This window comes from Bythopirellula goksoeyrii (assembly GCF_008065115.1).
GTDB lineage: Bacteria > Planctomycetota > Planctomycetia > Pirellulales > Lacipirellulaceae > Bythopirellula > Bythopirellula goksoeyrii.
This window is the reverse complement of record NZ_CP042913.1, coordinates 351,832-375,906: the sequence shown is the minus strand read 5'-3', so window position 1 is coordinate 375,906 and position 24,075 is coordinate 351,832. Positions and strand designations below refer to the sequence as shown.

General features: G+C 51.8%; 25 protein-coding genes. 22 read left to right on the top strand and 3 right to left on the bottom strand.

Annotated features, from left to right (window positions below; genetic code table 11):
- Positions 1-148 precede the first annotated feature (148 nt).
- The 22 genes from flgB to flhB all read left to right on the top strand — a co-directional run bounded on the left by flgB (position 149) and on the right by flhB (position 19,724).
- The gene (flgB, locus tag Pr1d_RS01555) at positions 149-571 is read left to right on the top strand and encodes a flagellar basal body rod protein FlgB (protein WP_238476611.1); all 423 of its coding nucleotides are present in this window, start codon (positions 149-151) and stop codon (positions 569-571) included.
- 51 nt (positions 572-622) lie between these two features.
- Positions 623-1,033 carry a flagellar basal body rod protein FlgC gene (gene flgC / locus Pr1d_RS01550; protein WP_148071868.1) on the top strand — a complete coding sequence of 137 codons (411 nt, stop codon included), beginning with the start codon at positions 623-625 and terminating at the stop codon, positions 1,031-1,033.
- Between the two features lie 114 nt (positions 1,034-1,147).
- The gene (fliE, locus tag Pr1d_RS01545; protein ID WP_148071867.1) at positions 1,148-1,465 is read left to right on the top strand and encodes a flagellar hook-basal body complex protein FliE; all 318 of its coding nucleotides are present in this window, start codon (positions 1,148-1,150) and stop codon (positions 1,463-1,465) included.
- Between the two features lie 108 nt (positions 1,466-1,573).
- On the top strand, positions 1,574-3,253 hold the full coding sequence (locus tag Pr1d_RS01540; RefSeq protein ID WP_148071866.1) for a hypothetical protein: 1,680 nt from the start codon (positions 1,574-1,576) through the stop codon (positions 3,251-3,253).
- Positions 3,254-3,262: 9 nt separating this feature from the next.
- Positions 3,263-4,354, top strand: a complete 1,092-nt coding sequence (locus tag Pr1d_RS01535) for a FliG C-terminal domain-containing protein (protein WP_148071865.1) — start codon at positions 3,263-3,265, stop codon at positions 4,352-4,354.
- 15 nt (positions 4,355-4,369) lie between these two features.
- Positions 4,370-5,035: a FliH/SctL family protein gene (locus tag Pr1d_RS01530; protein WP_168204998.1), complete on the top strand. Its 666-nt coding sequence runs from the start codon at positions 4,370-4,372 to the stop codon at positions 5,033-5,035.
- A 24-nt stretch (positions 5,036-5,059) separates the two neighbouring features.
- Positions 5,060-6,406: a FliI/YscN family ATPase gene (locus Pr1d_RS01525; protein ID WP_148071863.1), complete on the top strand. Its 1,347-nt coding sequence runs from the start codon at positions 5,060-5,062 to the stop codon at positions 6,404-6,406.
- 14 nt (positions 6,407-6,420) lie between these two features.
- On the top strand, positions 6,421-6,879 hold the full coding sequence (fliJ, locus tag Pr1d_RS01520; protein ID WP_148071862.1) for a flagellar export protein FliJ: 459 nt from the start codon (positions 6,421-6,423) through the stop codon (positions 6,877-6,879).
- Positions 6,867-7,565, top strand: a complete 699-nt coding sequence (locus tag Pr1d_RS01515) for a MotE family protein (RefSeq protein ID WP_148071861.1) — start codon at positions 6,867-6,869, stop codon at positions 7,563-7,565. The genes fliJ and Pr1d_RS01515 overlap by 13 nt, the downstream gene beginning before the upstream one ends.
- 41 nt (positions 7,566-7,606) lie before the next feature.
- A complete protein-coding gene (locus Pr1d_RS01510) occupies positions 7,607-9,004 on the top strand; it encodes a flagellar hook-length control protein FliK (RefSeq protein ID WP_148071860.1) in 1,398 nt (465 codons plus the stop codon).
- 42 nt (positions 9,005-9,046) lie between these two features.
- On the top strand, positions 9,047-9,805 hold the full coding sequence (locus Pr1d_RS01505; protein WP_148071859.1) for a flagellar hook assembly protein FlgD: 759 nt from the start codon (positions 9,047-9,049) through the stop codon (positions 9,803-9,805).
- 126 nt (positions 9,806-9,931) lie between these two features.
- On the top strand, positions 9,932-12,370 hold the full coding sequence (locus tag Pr1d_RS01500) for a flagellar hook-basal body complex protein (protein WP_148071858.1): 2,439 nt from the start codon (positions 9,932-9,934) through the stop codon (positions 12,368-12,370).
- Positions 12,371-12,462: 92 nt separating this feature from the next.
- Entirely contained in the window at positions 12,463-12,666 is a 204-nt protein-coding gene (locus tag Pr1d_RS01495) for a flagellar FlbD family protein (protein ID WP_148071857.1), read from the top strand.
- A gap of 180 nt (positions 12,667-12,846) precedes the next feature.
- The gene (locus tag Pr1d_RS01490) at positions 12,847-13,620 is read left to right on the top strand and encodes a motility protein A (RefSeq protein ID WP_148071856.1); all 774 of its coding nucleotides are present in this window, start codon (positions 12,847-12,849) and stop codon (positions 13,618-13,620) included.
- A 16-nt stretch (positions 13,621-13,636) separates the two neighbouring features.
- A complete protein-coding gene (locus Pr1d_RS01485; protein WP_148071855.1) occupies positions 13,637-14,392 on the top strand; it encodes an OmpA/MotB family protein in 756 nt (251 codons plus the stop codon).
- 50 nt (positions 14,393-14,442) lie between these two features.
- Positions 14,443-15,027 carry a flagellar basal body-associated FliL family protein gene (locus Pr1d_RS01480; protein ID WP_148071854.1) on the top strand — a complete coding sequence of 195 codons (585 nt, stop codon included), beginning with the start codon at positions 14,443-14,445 and terminating at the stop codon, positions 15,025-15,027.
- 136 nt (positions 15,028-15,163) lie between these two features.
- Entirely contained in the window at positions 15,164-15,670 is a 507-nt protein-coding gene (gene fliN, locus Pr1d_RS01475; protein WP_148071853.1) for a flagellar motor switch protein FliN, read from the top strand.
- Positions 15,671-15,814: 144 nt separating this feature from the next.
- Entirely contained in the window at positions 15,815-16,621 is an 807-nt protein-coding gene (locus tag Pr1d_RS01470; RefSeq protein ID WP_148071852.1) for a flagellar biosynthetic protein FliO, read from the top strand.
- 55 nt (positions 16,622-16,676) lie between these two features.
- The gene (gene fliP, locus Pr1d_RS01465) at positions 16,677-17,525 is read left to right on the top strand and encodes a flagellar type III secretion system pore protein FliP (protein ID WP_148071851.1); all 849 of its coding nucleotides are present in this window, start codon (positions 16,677-16,679) and stop codon (positions 17,523-17,525) included.
- 18 nt (positions 17,526-17,543) lie between these two features.
- Complete coding sequence (gene fliQ / locus Pr1d_RS01460; protein ID WP_148071850.1) at positions 17,544-17,810, top strand: flagellar biosynthesis protein FliQ; 267 nt, start codon at positions 17,544-17,546, stop codon at positions 17,808-17,810.
- A 20-nt stretch (positions 17,811-17,830) separates the two neighbouring features.
- Entirely contained in the window at positions 17,831-18,622 is a 792-nt protein-coding gene (locus Pr1d_RS01455) for a flagellar biosynthetic protein FliR (RefSeq protein ID WP_148071849.1), read from the top strand.
- A 16-nt stretch (positions 18,623-18,638) separates the two neighbouring features.
- The gene (gene flhB, locus Pr1d_RS01450; RefSeq protein ID WP_148071848.1) at positions 18,639-19,724 is read left to right on the top strand and encodes a flagellar biosynthesis protein FlhB; all 1,086 of its coding nucleotides are present in this window, start codon (positions 18,639-18,641) and stop codon (positions 19,722-19,724) included.
- A gap of 37 nt (positions 19,725-19,761) precedes the next feature.
- Here flhB and Pr1d_RS01445 read toward each other — a convergent pair whose 3' ends face one another.
- The 3 genes from Pr1d_RS01445 to Pr1d_RS01435 are packed head-to-tail and all read right to left on the bottom strand — an operon-like array spanning position 19,762 to position 24,045.
- Positions 19,762-20,730 carry a HEAT repeat domain-containing protein gene (locus tag Pr1d_RS01445; protein WP_148071847.1) on the bottom strand — a complete coding sequence of 323 codons (969 nt, stop codon included), beginning with the start codon at positions 20,728-20,730 and terminating at the stop codon, positions 19,762-19,764.
- A gap of 26 nt (positions 20,731-20,756) precedes the next feature.
- Positions 20,757-21,905 (bottom strand): sulfotransferase family protein, encoded by a 1,149-nt coding sequence (locus Pr1d_RS01440; protein WP_148071846.1) that lies wholly within the window; start codon positions 21,903-21,905, stop codon positions 20,757-20,759.
- A gap of 31 nt (positions 21,906-21,936) precedes the next feature.
- The gene (locus tag Pr1d_RS01435) at positions 21,937-24,045 is read right to left on the bottom strand and encodes a hypothetical protein (RefSeq protein ID WP_148071845.1); all 2,109 of its coding nucleotides are present in this window, start codon (positions 24,043-24,045) and stop codon (positions 21,937-21,939) included.
- Between the last annotated feature and the right edge of the window lie 30 nt (positions 24,046-24,075).

Below are 24,075 nucleotides of genomic sequence, written 5' to 3'. Positions count from 1 at the left end.
GTCAGCCAAGTAGCTATTACTGCGAGCAAACGCATTGCGCGAAACGGATCGTAGTTGTGAATCTCGATTGGGAGAGTGAGATGGCACAGCAGTTGCTTGCAAAACTATAAGTAGGACAACGTGTCGCGAGGAAACCATGCTTTCGTCCATGTTCGAATCATCGACCGTACCATTGCTCGAGCAAGTGGTAAACTTCACCCAGTCTCGACACGGTGTGCTCGCAGGGAATATTGCCAATATCGATACTCCGGGCTACAAGTCGCGCGACCTGTCGGTGGAGAGTTTTCAAACACGTTTGCAAGAAGCTGTCGATGCGAAGCATCAAGCTGCGGAGTCGCCGACCTATGCGTTGAACGCCAGATTGGCAGGGCGAGCTACTGGAAGCGGGTCTGAAAACTGGGACCGAGTGCGAGAGACCGCAGAAGATATTCTATACCACGACAACCATGATGTGAGTCTAGAAACGCAAGTTACCGAGATCAGTAAAAACCAGGTGCAACACAATATGGCACTCACGATTATGAATTCCCAATTTCGGTTGCTGAGGGCGGCAGTTACAGAACGAGTCTAGAGTAAGTGTGTATTATCGCGTTGCGAGGGGGAAACAAGGAGTCGATGGATCATGTTTAACGCATTGGATGTGAGTACCAGTGGCCTAGTTGCCCAGCGTACACGGCTGAACGCGATTTCGTCCAATCTGGCGAATATGTCGACCACCCGCAATGAGGCGGGCGAAGCAGTACCCTACACGCCGCGGTTTGTCGTTTTCAAAACAGACGAAGAAATCACCACCAGCGGCGGAGGGCAAGGAGTGAGTATCGACCGCGTGGAATATGCTGATGTGGAGCCCAACATGAAGTACGAACCCGGACACCCCGATGCGGATGCCAATGGATACGTGGCCTATCCGAATATCGACATGACCACCGAGTTTGTGGATGCATTGGGAGCCTCACGTGCCTACGAGGCCAACATCGGTGTAATCGAGGTCACCAAAGACATGGGCGAACGTACCTTGCAGATTCTGGCATAAATCTCAATTGCAGCAATCAGACCCGCTACCAACCAAGAAAGGACTCGTTGTTAGACAAGTTGACGTATGAGCGGACGTTGGGGGGCCAACGCCGACAACAATTAATCCCGCGCTATGAGTTCGATTACCCCCTCCCAGCTGTTTACTCAGCAAACTCTGTCCCAGCAAGCCTTACCACAAAACACCAAACTACCCACGCAAGGTGAAGGAACTGGTTCGTTTAAAGACTTCCTGATTGATTCGATTCGTGATGTGAATTCGATGCAGCAGCAGGCAGACCATGCGGTCGAAACGATGATGACCGGCGGTGATGCCGATCCTGCCGAGGTGCTGTCCGCAGTTCAAAAGGCGGATCTGGCATTTCGCATGATGATGCAGATGCGAAACAAAATGATGCAAGTATATCAGGAAGTAAAAGATATTCGTGTATAGGAGGAAGAGTGAGTAGGTGAGTAGGGAGGAGAAGACCTACACTCACAGACAAACCTACTTACTTAACTTACTTACCACTCACAACTCACTCTCCCTCGGAGTCCATGGATGGATTTCTTGAATCAGGCAATCGGTCAAGTCCGCGAATTGTTTCTCTCGATGACCCCTGCAGCGCGGGTTACGGCAGTGCTGCTGGTAGGAGTCATTGGGGTGAGCCTCGGATTCCTCGTTCAGCAGCACAGCGCCGGTCCAGATGAATACCTGTTCAATGGTGATTTTCTTCCTTCGGCAGATGTCAACCGAATCGAGCTAGCCATCGCCAAGGCGGGACTCGAAGGCTCAGAGCGGGTGGGAAACCGAATCAAAGTACCACGTGGCCAAAAGACAGCTTATCTGGCAGCCGTGGCGGATGCCGGGGCGTTGCCCCCAAATTTTCATGATCTGTTGGATGGCGCTCTTGATTTGGGTCCCTTTGTCGATAACAAGACACGACAAGAGAAACTCAAGGCGGCACGGGAACAACAACTCTCGATGATCGTCCGCAATATGTACGGCATCGAAGACGCAAAGGTGATATTCGATATTGCACAGCCTCGGGGCATGGCGCGTGAAAGTATCGCGACGGCTTCAGTCAGTGTTCAACCTGCACCGGGTGAGGCACTTTCTGGCCAGCGTATGAAGAATATCCGCAACGCGGTTGCCGGAGCTATTGCCAACCTCAAGCCGGAAAATGTCGTAGTTGTCAACCTAGGTGATGGAAGCCTCTTCAGTGAGGATTCCTCTTCCGAGTCATTCGATAGCCCCTATTTTCAGCATCGAGTTTCTTTTGAACGCCACATGAAAGGGAATATTGACTCCTTGCTTTCTTACATTCCCGGAGTTCGGGTGCAAGTTACTGCCGAGTTGAGTCCAGACCTGACGCGTGAGACTCAAACTGTAGCAACTGATGGCGAGCCAACAGCACTGCATGAAACAACGCAAAATAAAGTAAGAGAAACACAACACGTCAATAATGGCGGACGCCCAGGATTGGTCTCGCAAGGTCCAGGCAGAGGTAGTGAAGTGGTTAATGAAGTCATAGTAAAAGACTCAGATACGGATGATTCTACTCAACTCAACTACTTCGTGCCTACCAAGAATGAAATCGTGACTTCAGCTGGTCTCGTTCCTGAACAGGTTCGTGTGGCCATTGCAGTGCCAATGAATTACCTGGTACAGATGTATCGCGAGCAGCAACGTCGTGAGGGAGGAGATCCCAATCAGCCACTTCCAGACAACATCAAAGAGATCCTTAACCGGGAAGAAGGTCCCTTAGAAGACAAGATTAAAGAAGTCGTTGTTCCACTGTTGCCAAAGAAATTTGCGGTAAACAACTATGAGGACGAGATTGTCAAAGTGTCTTTCTTCGAAACGTTGACCCCTGATCCGATTGAGCCGACGCCTGCCAGCAGTCAGGCACTTGCCTGGGCCAGCCAGCATTTCAACACGTTGACTATGGCTGGAGTCGCTCTGGTGGGACTGGTGATGTTGCGATCATTGGTGAAAGGAATTCCACCAGCCGATCCAATTGGTTCCGCTTCAGCTCCACTGCTCTCGCTAAAGATGCCCAACATTCAAGGAGACGATGGCGCTGCAGGTGGTGTTGCAACTGACGAAGAGGGTTCGGAGCGCCCACGATTGAAGCTCAAAAAGGGTAAGAATCTTCGTGATGAGTTGACTGAAATCGTGCGAGAAGATCCTGACTCGGCAGCTTCTATTCTGCGAAGTTGGATTTCCAATGCTGGCTGAAAGTAGACTATGATGAACGAAACAATCCAGGACAATCCACTTCGCAAAGTTGCCATACTTGTTGCGAGCCTCGACTCTGAGTGGAGCGAACGAGTACTAGGAAGCTTGCCGGCCGATCAGGCGGCTATCGTGCGTCAGCGTGTTGAGTTGCTCACTGATATCGATCCCGAAGAAGAACGAACAATTCTGGCAGAATTTCGCCACAGTCTGGCTCAATCTGCTCAACCACAGAACGAAGGGGTTGAACTAGATATCTCTTTGCAGGATCGGATTCGCAAGAGCGACTATGCACCCAGTGCCGTTCCGAACCGTCGTCCCTTGGAGACTCTCTCCGAAGCAGACACTTCGTTCATTGTGGATATGCTCGTCGGAGAACATCCTCAAACCATTGCATTGGTCCTGTCGCGGCTTGAGACAGAACATGCCGTCGATGTCCTTAGTGAGTTTTCGCCGTCCGACCAAGCCGATGTGATGCAGCGGTTGGCCGAACTCGACACCATTGACGAAGAGAGCGTCGAGGTCGTTGAGTCGCAAGTCGCTCGTTGGATCGCTGAAGAGCGTCAGCGCAAACTGCGGATGAATGCGGGAATGGATCTGGTAGAGAGGATCATGAGCAAGACCCCGTCAGATCAGCGGGAGAGAATGGTCACCGAGTTTAGTAAGAAAAACTCTGTTTTTGCTCTTAGATTGTCAAGAGAACAAGTTCAATCACCAACACAGGTGACTGATGGCAAAGTAACACTCCCTGTTGACCATTCGGAACCAAGATTCGAGCCGACTGTAGTAGAGCCTCTTCCACCCACGAAAGACGAGCCAAAGAATCCCTTTGCCAATCACACGACAGAGCAATGTCTGATTGAATTGGAATCTCTAGACAAAGGCCGTTTACTTCGAGCGCTTTCCCAATGCGAGTCCCATGTCGTGTGCCTAGCGCTAGTTGGGGCAAGTGAAAAGCTGATGAAGCGAGTTCTTGCTGGACGGTCGCGTCGAGAGGCGAAGCAATTCCGCAAATCCCTGCGAGAAATTGGCCCCACTCGACTGAGCGACATCCTGGCAGCTCAGCAAGAAATTTTGTTTGCAGAGAGCCTACTTCACAACTAGCGGATGACCCTATCTATGGCCACCATTATCAAGAACAAGACACAGGCTCGCACCACTGGTGTACCGCTGCGCGAGGTGGCCTATGACCTGACCGACTTCTCAGGGCAGGCGGAAAATTATCTCGATCAAGTGCGCGCCGAGGCAATGAAGATCGTCCAGAAGGCAAAACAAGAAGCAATCGCTATCCGTTCGCAAGCAGAAGAAGCGGGACGCAAAGCCGCCCACGCGGCTGTCGAGAAGATTTTAGATGAGAAAGTTGCCCAGCAAATGCGCACCCTCTCCCCTGCCCTCGCGGCTGCGGTAGGCCAAATTGTTGATTCGCGATCAAGTTGGGAGCGGCATTGGGAGGGAGCCATCGTCGATCTGGCATGTGCGATCTCCGCTCGTATCGTACGACGTGAAATAAGTGCTACACCTGAGATATCGCTGGACTGGATTCGCGAATCACTCGAATTGGCAGGTGGAGCTGCCGAGATATCACTTCACTTGAATCCCACGGACTTGACCACGCTGCGAGACCAAATTCAGCGGCTGACAGAAATCCTGAGCCCCGCCGCACCAGCACGACTCGTGCCCGATGAAACGATTACCTCAGGCGGCTGCAGAGTTGAAACCGAATTTGGCACTGTTGACATGCAATTGGAAACCCAACTGAAACGACTCGCCGAGGAGATGAGCTGAACTTCTCGTTTGCTGACCAAACATATGACAAACATTGATTCGCCCCATCTCGATTCTGCCTTGCTTGCCGGTATCACCGGCAGCGTGGCCCAGACCATCGGCCTAACCGCCGCTGTGGCTGACTTGCCTGTGCCTGTAGGTGCCGTGGTGAACATTGAAAAACAATCAGGCGAATCGATTGAAGCCGAGGTGATTGGCTTTCGAGACAAGCACACGCTAGTCATGCCACTGAGCCGAATGGAGGGTATCCGACGAGGCAGCCCTGTAAGACTCATACGGACGACCCGCACATTGAGAGTTGGGGAAAACCTGCTTGGACGCGTGGTGGATGCTCGGGGGCGTTGTATCGACGGTCGCCCTCAGCCTATGTTACCAGAACGGCGATCCTTGGAAAGCGATCCTCTGCCAGCCACCGAGAGACCGCGTATTGATACTCCCCTCGCCTCGGGGGTTCGCGCGATTGATGGATTACTTACTTGTGGTCGCGGCCAACGGTTGGGAATCTTCGCGGGTTCGGGTGTCGGCAAGAGCGTGTTGATGGGCATGATGGGCCGCTACACCGATGCTGAGGTTGCGGTAATTGGACTCATTGGTGAACGTGGTCGTGAAGTAAATGAATTCGTTCAGCGCGAGTTGGGGCCTAAGGGTTTAGCACGGAGCGTGGTCGTCGTGGCCACGAGCAACGATCCAGCGTTGCTTCGCGTGCAGGCAGCCTTCACGGCCACCTCGATTGCTGAGTACTTCCGTGACGCCGGCAAGAATGTGCTGTTGATCATGGATTCCGTGACACGCTTTGCACTTGCCCAAAGGGAAATTGGTCTTTCAGCGGGCGAACCTCCTACTACTCGTGGGTTTCCTCCGTCGGTATTCAGTATGTTGCCCCGACTAGTGGAACGTGCTGGCCGTACCAAGCGTGGAAGCATCACAGCATTCTATTCAGTATTGGTCGAAGGTGACGATGAGAACGAACCCATTGCCGATACAATGCGAGGACTGCTGGACGGGCATGTGTGGTTGTCGCGGCGATTAGCAGAGCGAGGCCATTTCCCTGCCATTGACGTGCTGCGGAGTATCAGCCGGTTGATGACCGATATCACTCCTCGCGATTATCAACAATCGGTGCGAACTCTGCGGCAACTTCTGTCGTTGCTGCACGACAACGAAGATCTGTTGTCGATTGGTGCCTACCGCAAAGGAACGAACCGTGAGTTGGACGTCGCTGTTGCCATGAAAGAAGCGATTCATGAGTTGTTGCGTCAAACGGTTGACACACACCAATCACTTGCTGAGGTCCAAGGGGCCGTAACCGCGTTGGCCCAAACTTGTACAAACCACCTACAAACCACACCGGCGGTTGCCGTTCCAGCTTAATGCGATAAACCTCCATGACTCGATTTCACTTTCGACTAGCGACACTGCAAAAACTCCGCGAGATACATCGCGACGAGTTACGCATGAAATTAGCCGAAGCGATACAGGCGCAGCAGATTTTGGAGCAACAAATTGGGCAGGTGGATGGAGAATTAGCAGAACTAGAGGCGTCACGCCGTAAGGCCGTTGCAGGCGGCGCGGTGGATGTCAATGGGCTCTTGACTGCCCAACGGTATCACGCGGTATTGCTCGCACAGAGAAAAACCATGTGCGATCAGTCGCGGTTGTTGGCCGAAGAATCTGAAACTCGTCGCCAAGCTGTCGTCGAAGCGGATCGACAGGTCCGAGTTTTGGAGAAGCTCTGTGACCGGCAGCGAGATGAGCATGAGCGGAAACAGCAACTTGCAGAGGCCAAGCTAATGGATGAAGTGGCCTCGCGCTGCCAACAGGAGGGTAGTGTATGTCCACTTTGATTCGATTTATCTTTCCGCTGGTAGGTTTCCTTTCGACAGCTACCGTCCTGACGGCAGTTGGCGGTTATGGGTATCTTCGCAACACAGGGAAACTTGATGACGAGAAAATGTTCCACATCGTGGCAGTGTTGCATGATGTGAATCTCGACAAGATCGCGGAGTCCCACTCTGAGGATCAATTGGATGTTCCTCCCGAGGAAGCTTCTTTTGAGCGCCGCCAGGAAGATGCGCAAATAGCCACCCTGCAACTTCAGGCGAAACGAGACGATCTACTCCGATTGATGGAAGACTTTAACGCCCAGTTGAAGCAGCTTAGTACGGCAAACGCTCGATACCAAACTTACAGTTCGGAGGTAGAGCAATTTCTGAACAAAATCAAAGAGGAAGCACTCGACGACGGGCTCAGATCAGTTCGTGAACAGATTCAAAACATGCATCCCAAAAAACAGGCAAAGCCATTGTTAATCAAGATGCTGCGGGACGAACATCGTATGCAGCAGGTCATATTGATCCTTAACGGTATGAGTCCCAAGAAACGGAGCGACATCATCAAGACATTTGAGCCAGAAGACCTCGATATCCTGGCAGATCTGCATAAGCACATGCTGGACGGAGATCCTGTGAGACCTTATGTGGAAAACCAGCTAAACGAACTCAACAAACTCAAAACGCAAGACAACCTGTAATTGAGAAACAGACTCGAAATCACGAGTCTCCACGGAATCCCATGAAATCCTCTCCCATCAACAATCTGTTGTCAATCGCCGCTCCGGCGCCCACGGCACGAGGGGGAGCATCGGGCAGTTCTAAAGAGTTCGATCTCTATATGCACAAGGCAGCAGCGCCTATTGCGACTACCGAAAAATCTGCTCCCAAGCGAGAGCCAGAAGTTTCCCCGTCTGAACCCGCTCCTGAGAGCGAGACGATTGAACAAGCTGATCAAGAGCAAGCCTCGAGTACTCCTGATCAAGATGATAAGAAAGATACGACAAACGAACAGCCTCTTACGAGTGAGAAGAACCCGACTAACGATGACACGCAGGACAAGCAGGATGAGGTAGTTCTCTCCGACGCTGCCGTCGCATTGCAGTTTGAAAAGACCATACCGAAGGAGGCAAGTGCTGAGAATGAAGAATTGGAGAGTGACACCGTCAGTAGCGAACAGAAACCTAAGCAGTCCGAGTTAAAGTCATCTCTCAATACAACCGCCGTCGAAACAAATACCGACGGGGTGCAGGAAGAAGGGACTGATTTCGAAGAGGCCCAGGAGGCTAAGGGTGAATCGCGAGTATCGACGGTGCAGATTCCCGAATCACATGACGCAGAGAAGCCCAATCAGCCGGGAAGAAATCCTACCAATCATGCACGCGAGAGTGATGCATCAACCGGAGCGGGAGAAGATTCACATTTGCAGGGAGAATCCAAGGAGCAGTCTGGGGCCTTGCAAGAGATTCTTCTGCCTGGAGAAAAGAGCAAAATTGACTCCGGTGTGACAATACAAAAACTGACGCCCCTTGTTGGAGAAGCGACCGACTCCTCAACGATACCTTCGAATAACAATTCCTCAGCAGTTACTTCAGGACAGAATTCTTCCAATGCATCGGTCGTACAGCTGGTGCCAACGGCAGATCAACATCGGACCGAAGCTTCCAGTCCTCCCGCGGGAAGTGAGACGGCTGTTCCGACGGTCGACCGGGGTCGGTTTGTACAACGAGTGGCGAACGCCTTTCGTTCAGCGCAGCAAAATGATGGTGAAATCCAGTTGCGGCTAAGTCCGCCGGAATTGGGCTCGCTGAAGATTGAAATTTCCGTTCGTCATGGTGTACTCACCGCCAAGTTGGAAGCCGAAACAGTTGAAGCTAGAAACACCTTGCTCGACAACTTGCCCGCATTGCGTCAGCGGTTGGCAGATCAAGACATCCGTATCGAGAAATTTGAAGTCGATATTCGCCGCGAGGGCGGACAAGGCCAGTCGGGTGCGGAAGATCGTCAGCCCAGCGACGAATCTAACCGGGGCAGTATGACTCAACGCAAACGTATGAAGGATGATTCAGAAGTCATCACCCCACGAACAACTCGCGCTGTTACTAGTCATTCGTCAGATAGTCTTGACGTTAGAATTTGACACATCACGAGGGTTTTCCCTTTCCCAAAAGAGACTGAACCTATGTCCCAAGTCACGAACCTTAATAATTCGACCGGCGGCAGCGGTGCCTCTGCGGCCAGTGCGATCAACGACGTGAATCTAGATGATTTCCTAAAGCTCATGATTACCGAGTTGCAGAATCAGGATCCACTCAATCCGTTGGAGAACGACCAATTGCTGGCGCAAATCAGCCAAATACGTGAGGTGGGAGCTACGGAGAAACTGACGTCGACGCTCGATGCGGTTCTGTTGGGACAAAACATTACGAGTGCCACCAGCTTGATCGGGGCTGAAATCGAAGCGATCTCCGACGACAACCAACGTGTCACGGGATTGGTAAATCGCATCACGATAACGAACGGCCAGCCGAAATTGCATCTTGAGGAAGGCTCGAAAGTCGCTGTTTCAGATGAGCCGGGAGAACTTGAAGCTGGCAAATACAGCTATCGAATTGTTTGGGAGGATCAGAATGGTGTGCTGTTAGGAGTAGAAACCGATGAACCCGTGGATGTTCCTGAGGATGAACAATCAATCCTAGTTAGCAATTTGCCGATTACGGATCGCCCCAAGCAAATCTATCGCAGCAAGGCAGATGGCAGTGGTCCCTACTTCTATGTTGGCTCGCTCAATGATGGCAAGACTTCGAGTTACCTGGACACCACACGCGATGATGCACTTTCTGGGGCAACCCTCACACGAACTCCACAACTGATTGATCAACCGAACCGCAGCTTTGAAGTAAGCCTGAACAATGTAGGTGAGATTCGTCCACCAAGGTAAAGGGATTGCGAAACTTGGAGTGGAATCCACTAGCCATTAACTACTGATGACAGAGAAACAATACCGGAAGCTTGAGCATCCGGAACACCATTCAAATTACGAACTCCAAATACAGGAGAAATCAATATGGGACTTCAATCCGCACTTAGTACGGCATTAACGGGGTTGACCGCTGCCGAGACTTCCATCGATGTCACGGGCAACAACGTTGCCAACTCGCAGACGGTGGGTTTCAAAGAATCAAGCGTTAATTTTGCAACACAGTTCTTGCAGACTCAGAGCATAGGCTCTGCTCCTACTACTGGCCGGGGAGGGACCAATCCACGGCAGGTCGGTCTGGGTGTTAAGGTGGCCGAGATTTCGCCAAAGTTTACGCAGGGTACTGTAGAAATCAGTTCCAATCCCTTGGATCTGGCGATCCAAGGAGATGGCTTCTACATCGTCGAAGGGGCTGGTGGAAAGCAACTCTACACGCGCAATGGCCAGTTCAAGACTAATGCGAACAACGAGATCGTCACCAGCACAGGCCAACGTGTCCTTGGTTTTGGTGTGGATTCTAACTTTGAAATCCAGCCAACCGGTCTCAGGCCGATTAGCATTCCCCTGGGAGCAGCAGCGGTCGCGCAGCCCACTGAGAATGTGTATCTAGAAGGGGCGCTCGATCCCAACGGTGAAGTTGGTTCGGAACCAGGTGTCATCCAGTCCGATGTTCTCAGCGATGGCACGAAAGAGATTCCCTCGAATACTTCAACTGCCAGTGCACTGACCAAACCGAATGAAACGACGTCTGTTTCAGCAACACTCGGTGGGAGCATTGCCAATGGCAACTATCGTTATCGAGTGACATTTGTTGATGGAGATGGCAATGAAGGGCCTGCTTCCAACGTTACCAGTACAATCAATCTATCCGCTGGTGGGTCTGGGCAGATCAACCTCAGCTCGATCCCTCAACCAGCGGGGACGAGTGAGTTTACAAACATCCGTATCTATCGAGATCTCAATGGTGACGATGACTTCAGGTTCGTTGATTCAATTTCCTCAGGAACGACTTCTTACAGTGACACGTTAGACACAGGCTCACTCGGAGCATCGCTTGCTTCAGGGGGGCTCGACAATGGCAGCTATAGCTATTACGTCACCTACTACAACTCCACCAGCGGCCTCGAAACGCGACCCTCGGCTCGCTTTGGACCGGTATCTGCGGACGGCACGACTAGTCCACGTATCCGCCTGGATGATATTCCCTCGCCTAGCAATGATCCGAACTCAGGGAGCTTCGATGGGGTACGAATCTATCGCAATCAGGCAAACAGTCAAAATGAATTCCGCATGGTAGGAGAGCTCACTCCTACTCAAGTGGCTGCATTTGGTGCAGGCGACATTTCCTTTATCGACAATACCCCCGATTCAGCAATCGCATCTGCGCCGGAGATTAATCTCGATGGTCCTGAGATTTCTTTTGCTCTGCCTTTGGTGGATGTTGTCACACGCGATGGCTCAAACTACACCAATCTCTTCAAAGAAGGTGTATTGGACTTCACCGGCAACAAAGGAGGTCGCGATCTGGCCACCAAAGAATTCACAATCACCAGTACAACGACCGTAGGAGACTTGATTTCCTTCATGGAACAATCGATGGGTGTCCTTAAGACTGCCAACGAGGATTCCTTCCCAGGTTCGGTCAACTATGGTGGCACGATTCAGGATAGTCGACTGCAGTTCACCTCAAATATGGGTGTGCAGAATGAACTTGATATCAATCTGTCCGGGTTCCAGTTGACGGATCTATCAGGCTCGATATCATCGCTCCCCTTTGATTTCACTTCGATCAATCCCGATTCCGCGCCAGTCAATGGTGAAGGAGGTTCCGCCGAGTTCGTGGTTTATGACAGCCTCGGTATCCCCCTGAGTGTTCGGGTCACCACGGTCTTGGAGCGCAAGACGAATAATGGTGCCGAGTTCCGCTACATTGCCACCTCACCTGATAATGAACCCGAAACAGGTGACAGCACGATCGTCGGGACTGGTGTGATTAAGACCGATGGCAACGGCGCGATTATCTCAGTCACAGAAGATACGGTCGCAATCGATCGGCGGGAGTCCCCCTCAGCCTCTCCCCTGCTCTTCCAGTTAGATTTCTCACAAGTGACGGGTCTGAGTACGGGGCTCAACGAATTAAGTGCGAGTCGCCAGGATGGTTTCGCGGCCGGCACATTATCGAGCTTTATCATCACCGAGACGGGCCTTATACAGGGAGTGTTCAGTAACGGTAGCTCGCGTGACTTGGGACAGCTACGTATGGCGAGATTCGCAAACAATGGTGGTCTGGAGCAAGTGGGCGACAACATGTTTTCCGCTGGCGTGAACTCGGGGTTGCCGATTCAGGGCGACCCAGGTGCAAACGGATTAGGAAACATCACCGCGGGGGCAGTCGAGCTCTCCAATACAGACATTGGGCAGAACCTGATAGAATTGATCCTGGCTTCCACCCAATATCGAGGGGGTGCCCGAGTGATCACGGCGGTGCAGCAACTGCTCGACGAGTTGCTTGCCTTACGCCGGTAAGAGGGGTTACGAGGATAAGTCGAGCTAAATGTGTGAAAATCGCAACCTACAATTGAGAAGCATTTACCGCTAGCTAACCCGAGGTGCGACCTATGATAAAGCTCACACGACTCGACGGAGAGGCCTTTATCCTCAACGCCGAGTTGATCAAGTACATCGAACAGCGTCCCGATACGTTTGTCACCCTCACGTCCAACGATCGCATCGTGGTCGCTGAGTCGCCCGAAGAAGTGATGCGACTAACTCTTGAGTATCATCGCAACAAACGTGTTATGCCTGCCGATTGTGTCGGCTAATCGGTCGCCCGCCAGGAATGTATTGTGCGGGTAGCACGAGTGTTAGGGGGCACCCACTGTGAAAACCTACGGGTTCGCAAGCACTTCCGACACGAATGAAAAGCTATGTTTTCCCATGCTCTCAGCCGGGAATGGCTCACCACCAGACTAACAAACGACCGAATTTAGCCTCTCCGACTCATGGACATCGCCACCGTACTAGGAATTATCATCGCTTTCACTTTGATCCTGGGATCAATTGTGGTCGGAGGTGGTTCGTTTCAAGCTTTTTATGACTTGCCGTCGGTATGTGTTGTCATTGGTGGATCGATTGCCGCAGCGTTGATTTCTTTCCCAATTAAAAACTTCTTTGGGGTATTCAAGGTCACGCTTAAATCGGTGTTCTACAAGCTTGATTCCATCCCGAAATTGATTGAAGAAATCGTGAGTTTGGCAGAAACAGCCCGTCGCGATGGGCTGTTGGCGCTAGAAGGTCGAATTTCCGACATAAGTAATCCGTTTGTGGTGCTCGGCATTCAAATGGCAGTTGACGGCACTCGGCCAGAAGTAATGGAAGACATTCTGCGGACTGAACTTGATGCGGTGGCAACCCGTCATCGCGACGGGAAGTCCGTGCTGGACTGTATGGGTCGATTTGCTCCGGCTTTTGGAATGATCGGTACGCTTATGGGATTGGTCATCATGCTGGGTGACATGAGTGACCCTTCGAAAATCGGTGCAGGTATGGCCGTGGCTCTCTTAACGACCCTTTATGGGGCGATTATGGCGAATGTGGTGTTTCTTCCCATTGCAGAAAAGCTTGGGTTTACCAACAAACAGGAACTCTTGGCGATGGAAATCATTGTGCGAGGCATCATGGCAATCCAGTCCGGTGAGAATCCACGCGTGATCGAGCAGAAGCTCAATACCTTCATTCCTCCGAAATTGCGAGCTAAAGAGAGCCAAGCGGCTTAGACAATTTGGAAGTACGATGGCAGTTGAAGAAGAACCAGCAGCAGGAATCCCAGAATGGGTCGTTACCTTTGGCGACATGATGTCGCTATTGCTGACGTTCTTTATCATGCTCGTTTCGATGAGTGAAATGAAAGAGGACGAGAAATTCCAGGCAATGGTCGAGTCGTTTCGCCAACAGTTTGGTGCCCACGAATTTGGCAAGGAAATGGTACCCGGAGAGAGTCGCTCCCGTGGAGCTCAGATGCCTCATCCGATTTACTCGATGGGCCGCTCGTCAAAGAAAGACATGAAGAATGGCGGGCAAGAAGTAAAAGCAGTCGTGGGAGACAATGAGAAAGTACAGATTGTCCGCCCAGGCGATGATTCATCGATCGGAGGAGTCATCTACTTTGATGAGGATGCCACGGAGTTAACCGATGACAACAAGCGAGATCTAGTAAGAATCATCGAACAGTTGGCTGGCAAACCACAAAAAATAGAAATTCGAGGCCACACCTCGCGGAGGCCAATCGACCCCAAGAGTGGGATACAAGACCTATGGGATCTCGCTGAGCGTCGTTGTCACAACACGATGAACTTCCTGATTGAGCAAGGTATCGAACCCAATCGAATTCGCTTGGGAAATGCCGAGGCCCATGAACCTCTTTACAATGGAGTCGATCCAGACCGTCTAAAGAAGAATTCGCGAGTTCAGATATTGATGTGGGACGAACGTGTCTCGGATCTCGATGGCTCGTTGAAACCGATTGTCGTTGATTCTTCGTCCTATTGATAAATTGATTTAATCCTCAAGATACTCTTTGTTTCGTCGGAGTCCAAATTATGTCCGAAACTCCAATCGTAGATGAATCGGTGAACGTTGAACCCAGCGGTAGCAAGAAGACCGGGATTATGACCTTGGTAAAGGCGTTTGCCGTATTGTCAGTCCTTGTGCTTTTGCAAGTGATAGGCGTATCAATGTTGTTGCCCACTTCGGCGGAGACCTCGCAGATTGCCGAGCAACTGGTAGCGGCCGAAAACTCTGCAGAATCAGAGGATGGATCTTCGGCTGCGTCCTCCAATGAACCTGTTCTTGGCGCTACGTATAACATGCGCGAAGTGAGTTTGGGCACCTTTCATGTAGTGACTTACGATGCTGACACTGGTAGCAGTCTCAACGTGGATTTCGACCTATTTGGCACAGTGCTAGCAACGGAAGAAGGCGAATTCCTGCAACTTTATACAGATAATGAGCGACGCCTTCGGGAGCAAATTCTGGTGACGGTACGCGGAGCGAATGTCACTGACTTGAGTGACCCCGACTTGGACTTGATTAAACGGAAGATTTTGGAGAAAACCAATCGCACACTTGGGAAGCCTCTTATCCAAGAAGCGATTTTTAGTAAGTTCTCGTTCATCGAACGATGATTAGATCGATAGGAATAGAGGCAGACCAGCCGGAGGCACGCTTTCTTCCGGAATTGCCGGACCTTGTACGGACGTGCTGAGTTCACGATTCCTCATAGCGCTTACCATCCGTTAGCCGCATTTGAAAGGGATTTTCATGGCGGACGATTCAGAACAAACTGGCCAAGACAAGGTCGAAGAACTTGCATCACAAACAGACAGTAGTGCCAAAGAGCCCCTACCTACCGATACGGGGGAGGCCGAATCGTCGCATGACGACATAGAACTCTTGCTCAGTAAAGCTGAGCAAGCCCTTGCTTCGATCGACGATCCCACTAGCGACCCAATGCAAGCACTGCCAGAAGGCATGCGGTCCTTCGAGTTCGAGAAATTCCGTGGTTCGGTGGCAAATTCTGAGGTCGCTACGCTCGAACTCATGCGCGATGTCCAACTCGATATGACCATCGAATTGGGACGAACCCATATGCATCTTGAGGACGTCCTCCAGCTCCGCAAGGGAGCCGTGGTGCCGCTCGACAAGCTCGCTGGCGATCCCGCTGACATCTTTGTCAACGGCCGGTTGGTGGCACGTGGCGAAGTCCTTGTGCTGAATGATAATTTCTGTATTCGAGTAGCCGAACTGATCGTCGGTGAAGCTGCGTGAAAACTTGCTAGCAGCACCTGTCCTTGTGCTGTCATCAATTGCTCTGGCCCTATTTCTGGCCGAATTCTATAAGCGCCTCTGCGCCGAGAGGCAGGAGGTCTCCTGCTGAGAATCGCCGGCGCTCTCCTTCCTAGAGGCTGGTCGATGGTTCTGCGTTATCTATTTTTTATGCAACTTGCCTTGGGGTTCACCGAGGTTTCGATCGGCTTTGGGCCAGCTTTAGCGCAGCAGCCAGGATCAGCCGATGCTACTTCCCAGGTCTTGTTTTCCTACGATCGCCAAGCCGCAGCAGATTCTGTTCAGCCTGCCAGCGGATCAGAGCAACCGATAGATTCCCCGCCAGATTTCAACGTTCAGACCAGTGGGTCAACTCCTCAGACTCTGCCGCCGGCGCCCTTACCTGGCCCCGTGATGCACTTCGACGCTGAAATTGCTCAAGCGTCACATGAAGCGAACCAGCAGGTAACTGCTCCCTCTGAAAGTCGTCGGTTGGCTCCTCCTTCAAGAAGCTTAGCAACTCCGACTGAACCTGATGATGGAATTGTGCGCCCCACCGCACTCCCATTCAAAGTGCCGAATATGGATTCACTAGGCACGGCAGGGGCGGGTTTGGCATTAGTCGTGGGCTTGTTTCTGCTGTGCGTCTCGTTGGTGCGAAAAACCAAACCGAATGCTTCAAGTCTATTGCCATCGGATGTTGTCGCAGTCCTGGGGCGAGTTCCACTAGCCGACCGACACTTCGCGCATTTGATCCAGGTGGGAACCAAATTGATACTCGTCGCGGTGACCCCTGACAGTATCCAAACGATTACCGAAGTAACTGAACCAGCCGAAGTGGAACGTCTCTTGACTCTCTGCATGAAGTCGAGTTCGCGGAGTACATCGGCCGAGTTTCAGAAAATGTTGCAGCAAATGAGTAAAGACCCCGCACGCGGATTCCTCGGTACCTAGTCGCAGCCAGCAAATTTTGCTCTGCCCAACACCAACAACGACTTGTCCACCAATTATGGATTCACGTTTACCAACTCGCCTGCTGCTCGTTTGCGGGATTCTCTTAGGGATCTTCACGGGCTCGGAGGCCGTTGCTCAGACGACGGCGGGACCGGCTGGCTTGCTCCCCAATGTTCTCGGTGGTGGTCCACAAGAATGGACGAGCCCTGAAGGGTTGACATCCTCAATCCAGATCATGTTGCTGTTGACGGTGGTCAGTCTGGCACCAGCCGTGCTGTTGATGACCACGAGCTTCGTGCGGATTCTAGTTGTTTTGGGACTATTGCGCCAAGCCATCGGCACGCAGCAATTGCCGCCCAGTCAGGTCATTACATCAATCGCGCTTTTTATGACCTTGCTGTTGATGACTCCTGTGTGGACCGCAGTCTACGACGATGGGATCAAACCCTATACGAATAAAGAGATCGGCCTTGAGACTGCTTGGCAGCGTGGCGCTGAACCTGTTCGCCGATTCATGGCTGCCCAGATCGAACGGACCGGAAACGATGATGATGTCTATCTCTTCTTGAAATACATGCCGGGTGAGATCGATCCGAAGACTGGTGAGTATCCCAATTACGTCTACTACGGTGCGACGATTGGAGAGCAGGATGTCCCGCTACAAGCGCTGTTGCCAGCCTACATGTTGAGCGAACTGAAGACAGCCTTCCTGATTGGCTTTCAGGTTTATCTTCCTTTTGTGATTCTCGACATCGTGGTGGCGAGCGTAACGATCTCGATGGGTATGCTGATGCTGCCGCCGGTGTTGATTTCACTTCCGTTCAAACTGCTCCTGTTCGTCCTTGTCGATGGTTGGACGCTGGTCGTACAAATGCTTCTCGATAGTTTTCAAGTTCTTAGCTAGAAGTGGAAGAAACACTCTGTGGATCCCCAAGAAGCCATTGACCTTGCTCGCCAAGCACTCTTGATCGCCACACTGGTTGCCGCGCCGATCTTGCTTTCCGGCATGATCGTAGGACTGGTTATCGGTCTGCTGCAGGCCTTGACTCAGATTCAGGAACAAACGGTCGCGTTCGTGCCAAAGTTGGTCGCTATGGTTGTTGCCCTGGCACTAGCGTTACCCTGGATCTTGAGCCAGCTATTGAACTACTCAACTGAGTTGATCTCGAATATTCCCAACACCCTGTAGCAACAAGAGTCGGCAAATCGATGACTGTGCTGGAAAACTTGCTACTCGTACATTTGGGGACCTTTACGCTGGTTCTAGGACGTGTGGGGGCTCTGGTAATGTCGGCTCCTATCTTCGGCAGTAAGGCGATTCCGCTGGTTGGGCGGGCTTTGATAACCGTGATGATCTCGCTCTTGGTAACTCCTCTTTTGGCAAGAAACTCACCGGCAGATATGACCCAATTGCTCGTTTTTTCCAAGCTGCTCTTGAGTGAAGTTCTGATTGGCCTGCTGCTGGGATTCGGCATCACGATTCTTTTGAGTGGAATTCAACTTACCGGACAGATCATTAGCCAACTGGGAGGAACTGCACTGGCCGATGTGTTTGACCCCAATGTGGATGAGAACGTCTCGGTGTTCTCCCAGTTCTTTTACTTTCTTACGCTGGCCATGTTTGTCTTGTTGGATGGCCACCGTGTTACTATGGATGCCTTGCTCGACACCTTTACACATCTTCCTCCGGGAGAAGCTTCGTTGGGGGCAACCTATGTCGAAGCACTCACCACGCTATTGGGACAAAGTTTTGTGCTGGGAATTCGCGCGGCGGCACCGGCAATGACAGCCCTTTTGCTATCGACGTTGGTCCTGGGTTTGATTGGTAGAACGCTACCACAGATCAACATCCTGGCAGTCGGATTTAGTGTGAATGCCCTCTTGTCACTCGGTTGTTTGTTTACATCGATAGGCGTGGTCGCATGGGCCTTTCCTCAGCAAACAGGATCGGCGCTGGATCTATTGACCGATGCTCTTCAATCGCCGACTGGCAATCCATAACGGATGACTTGAGAATATGGCAGAACAAGCCGGCGAAAAAACACAAGATGCAACTCCGCATCGCCGCGACGAAGCCCGCAAACAGGGACAAGTGGCCTACAGCCAGGACTTGGGTTCGGCAGCGCTATTGATCGTGGGGGTGCTGTTGATTCGCTATTGGGGAGAGGCCATGGCCGAAATGGCTGGCAATTTCATGCGGCATCAACTGGGTAGTGTGGGGCCTCTGACGATGCATCCTGCGGATGCAATTGCCCATTCACAACAAGTCTTTGAATCCTGGACTGGCAGCCTGCTCCCCATATTGGGCCTTTTGGCAGTGGCAGGTGTTCTTTCGAGTATCTTTCAAACGGGACTGCTGTTCGTGCCCGACCGTCTTGCGCCAGACATCAACCGTTTGAATCCACTCAGCGGACTCAAGCGGATACTTTCTCTCACCGGTGCGGTGAAACTTGGCTTCGGTATGTTCAAAATCACGGTTGTGTCAGTGGTTGCCGCCACAGTCGTGTATCTGCGCCATGCCCAGGTGCTATTCAGCAGTGGATTTGATACGGGTGAGTTGGCGCTTTTTATGATCGATATTGTGCTCTCGACTGCGCTGTGGGTTGGTGTGGCCTTGTTAGTGCTGGCCTTGTTCGACTTTGCGTATCAGAAATGGAAACACGAGCAAGACTTGAAAATGACACACCGCGAGGTTCTGGATGAAATGAAAAACCTGCAAGGTGATCCACAGATCATCGCCCGTCGCCGAGCCGTCCAACGTCAAATGGCACTCAATCGAATCGGCGACAGCGTCCCCAAGGCGGACGTAATTGTTACCAATCCCACAGAACTTGCTATCGCGATCCAATATGCCCCCGAAGAAATGCATGCCCCAATCGTAGTTGCCAAGGGCGCCGGCGTGATTGCTCAGCGGATTCGCAGACTTGCCTTGGAGAACAATATTCCCGTGGTCGAGCGGAAACCGCTGGCGCGACTCTTGTACAAAGAAGTCGAGATCAACCACCCCATCCCCGACCAGAGCTACGCCGCCGTGGCCGAAGTGTTGGCCTATGTTTACCAACTCAAAGGCAAGAAAATGCCAAGACTGCCATTGGCAGGGTAATCAGCGTGACGCAATTCGGCATATGGCGTCATGTCATTCACTCCCCAAACGCATCTTTTAGTTCCCTTTGCAATCGGGCATTCGCTGGTTCGTTCACCAGCTTGGTGAGTCGAGACTTGACGGAAGCCGAATCGCGACTGTGGGCCAAGGCCTGGATGGCGGCCGTTGCTCTGGCGTAGTTTCCTTCATTGACCATAGCCAGCAGGAACTCAACCGACTCCGGAAGCGACAACATCCCCATCGCCATCAGCAATGCCCGCTCCAATTCGCCGTCTTGGGTGCGATTCAACTGCTGCTGCAAGGGAGGAAATGCAGCTGGAATTCGAGTTTCCCCCAGTGCCAAGGCCGCTTCGCAGGCCAGATCCTTATTCGAATGGTTCAAGTATTTTGCGATGCGCGGTATGCCCTCGTTTGGATTCAATCGCAATAGGCCCAAAAAGCATTCCCCCATCACCTCGGGAGAGGGATCGCCGCAGGATATTTTCAGCCGCAATAGCCACTCGCTCGCTTCGCCACCCCCATGGGCAATCGCCCGAGCGGCACCTGCGCGGGAAGTCTTCTCAGGATCGGTAAGTAATTCCACGAGCTCACTCATCGCTTGGGAATGGCTCTGCTGGATCAAGGCAAAGCCGCAGATCGCACGCAACTCGGCCGCCGAATCGCTGGAACCGCCATACACCGGTTCATATTGCCGATAGCGGATTCCCGTGAGAAAGAATTCAGAGTCCGGATACTCATATTGCCTGAGTACTTCGGCAAGAGCCGTCTTGGCCAAACAACCTGGATCGAGTTTCCCCTCTTCCGCTAGAAACCCGTCGTAGGCTTGTCGCAATTCATCGGCGAGAGACTTTCGCTTCTGATCGCCAATGAGCCGTGCAGCCCTGGCGACCGTGCGATTGTTTGAACTCAAGAGAGCTTTCCGTAGCCAAGACTCGCATTCGGGGTGTTCTGGTTTCGCTTCGCAATCTCGCAGAAGCGAAATCTCTGTGGAAGGGGTTTGAGACATAGGAAGATCCCCTAAAAAAACGTGGCTCAGTACCCATAATTCTCAAAATAGCTGGCCCAGCGTTGACGGATCATCTCTCTTTTCTCGTCACCCAGTTCATAGTGGTTCGGGTGATAATTTTTCACCGCTGCAAGATGTTCCTTAATCGCTGGCTCAACACGAGAAAAATCTCCTAGCTCAAGATCCGCATAGAGCTGGCGGACGCAATTGAGTGGATCTTGGACTAAGTCTTCATAACGCAGTTCAACGATCTGATTTTGCGCCAATTGCTTCCGATCTACCTCATAGGCGGCATACATGCGATCCAGGGACCCCAAAACGTATTCCTCTACCCAATCTTGATCACCTAATCCTTGCATTCGCTGAACTTCGTTAAGTGATTTCCAGAGTCCCATGGTTGAAACGAACAGATCGTACGGATCGCGAACGATGTGAACGAACTTTGCCTTGGGATAAAGCTCGCAAAGTGTTCGGACTCGGGCAGTGTGAGGGGGAGATTTGACGACAATGCGACGGGAGTCGCGCAGCGTAACTCGCTTAAAAAAGTGATGCAAAGCATTCCCCCAGGCTCGACGTTGACTTTGTTCCAGCGACTGCAAGTCAAGATACTCTGGATACGCTTCGCCGCGTTTTGGAAACAGCATCGACAAGTAGGGCGTTGGCACTCCCAGATTGCACAATGCAAACTCATCTTCCTGGGGTCGTTGCCAACCGGCGGCCATGTTGTCCATGGGGCGCCGACTTGGAATAAGCTTGCTTGTGAGAGGGGCGAGCCATTTCTCTGTCAGCACGAAGTGATGAGGCACGAAGCATTGATAGGTGTTGGGGTAAGTATGCGTCGGATCGCAAATGAGAAGTTCGTGGAGAAACGTCGTGCCGGCGCGCCAATGGCCCAGAATGAAGATGGGAGGTTGTGCCAATTCCACCTGTTCTACTTTTCTTGAATAGAAAAGCCGGTCAAGCGTTGCGAGAAGACTGTTGAGGCCAGAGATGAATGTGATGCTGGTAGCCGTGTGCAGCTTGGTGAAAGAAACATCAAACTGATTGTGTGCCAGAGTCCTAACCCAAGTCGAGAATCGCATGCCATGCCAGAATCGCGGCGTGTACCAGGGGACCGGGTTCTTGACGACCCTTTTACGGCGTGGGGTTGCAACACGTTCTTCGAGGACACTCATCGTGGATTAGTCCGGGAACACTCTTAAGCTGTTATAGGTTTGACAGGTCGATCGCGTCGTCGGTCGGTCTCGTTCTACGGTCTTTTCGCAAATTGGATGCAAAACAGACCCAGGCAAATGCCAACAGAGTTAAAAATCCAACTCCAGCTGCGAGTCCCCACCAGCCCGGCCGATCGGGAACCTGCTGGATCCATGAGACAGTTCTTGCCAACACTATCGGAGTATAACGTTGTTGCTGGCGGGTTGTCTCCCCGCTAGCTTCTACAAGTTTCCGCGAACGATACTGCCAGCTCTTGAAGAATATGCCATCAAGGCGAACTTGCTCGCGAATTTTATCACCCAGAGGGAAGCCCTCGGGCAGTTGGCTCACGCAAACAATAACAGGCAGATTTTGTGAATCGAGAGTAAATATTTCAAGTTCATAGTAGTCAAATCGCTCGGACTGGTCTTGGTTGACAGAATCTTCCTCTTCCAGGATCTTCACTGCACGACGAGCAACACCTTCTAGGCGAACCAATTCTCCCACTTGCTTTTCAGGAGTGAGAAACATTGGGACTACTGAAGACAGACCATTCTGGGCCTGCTCGGCAACCGTGGCGGCAACCCTATTCGTGGTCCCGTCGAGGTTAGCAGGTTTGTATTCCGCCAGAAGGGCGAGGTGCTCTGAGACCTGCTCCGACAATATTGCCGCAGGTATCTTCTCTAACGCAGAGAGGCCAGCGAAGAAGGCTTTCGCCTCTTGACTCGTTTCGGGAGTGGCAAACTTCCCTCGCTGCTTAATGGCATCCCATAAAGCAGCGTCCATGCCGTGCTGAGAGAGCAGCGCTTGGCCGCTGGGCACCCCTGCCACAGGGAACCAATTCAGGTGATTTGTGACCATGAGAAGATCGTCACCATCGTCTCGTAACAAGATCGCTTGACATTCAACTGGTTCGCTCAGCTTGGTGACCGCCTTCCAGCGTTCGGGGATTTCCGATGTAAACAAGATTGCGGTCCGTGCTTCATCTAGGCGAATTCGGCAACGATAGACTTCTTCGATTTCCAAGAGCGGAACAAACTCAGGAGGTACTTCGATTGATTCAAACTCAAATGCTGTCCCTGATATTGCAAACAGTTCGCCAACGGAATCAGTAGAAAGTTTTGTGGTCGGTCGGACCCAGCGGGCGAGTTCAGTAGCATCGTACGCTTGCAATCGGGCCAAGAGTTGTGAGAGAATCTGCCAATCTTCAACCGTCAATGTTGGGCCTTCGAAAAATCTTTCTAGAATTTCGGGCCCTAAGTCTATTAGCTCCAAGACGTCGCGAAAACCGCCAGCCAACTTTTCGGAAGATTTGCTAGGAGTCTTGGTTGTTTCAGTTCCATGATTTTTAGCAGACTCGACGGTTGGAGGAGCTGGGTGGAGACTGGTATTCTTCGCCAGTATTACAGGTGCTAAACCCAGCCCTTCATCCCAGGCATACGACCAATTCTTGAAGAACACACCGTCGACTGCTACTTCAACAGGGAACTTATCGCCATGAGAAAAGTTATCAGGCAATTTAAGACAATAGACTATGATTGGCCATACGCCTCCCCCGCTGGGCCGAAGTACCAGTCGATTATAGGAAGTGATCCCAACGTTGTTGGATGGTGCGTCCAGACTTTCTTCGCGAAGCACCCTCCCCTGCACTGTCACGATTTTGCCGCGGTACACATCAGGTTGTGCCAGTAGTTGTGCGTACGTTACGTTACCCACAGAATCGGAACGAATCTGTTCAGAGTCTTTGTCGCGCAGTCCTTCGAGAATCGCAAACCAGGCTTCGTTCTCTTGGGGGCGAAAATAGGTGTTGTCTTTCACCTGCGACAGATCAACATTTGTGGAAGCTTCACCCAAGTCGGAAGGGGCACTCTTGTCCAGTTTCGTTTCGACTTCCAGGAATTGCTGTCCTTCTGGTAGTTCAGATTGTGCCGAATGCAGATCCTCTTCATCAGGCTTCGTCTGAAATAGAGCATCGAGTTGAGCTACCGTTGCAGGTTGCTTAAGAGACTGTATGGCTCCGATCACAATCCCCATCAAGCCAACGATGACCCAAATTCGCCAACCAATCTTGTTTGACGGGCGGGAAGTCTGCCGGGAGGTTGTAGTTCCGAATCGCAACACGGAGGGGCCTTCGAAGGACTTAAGGTAGTG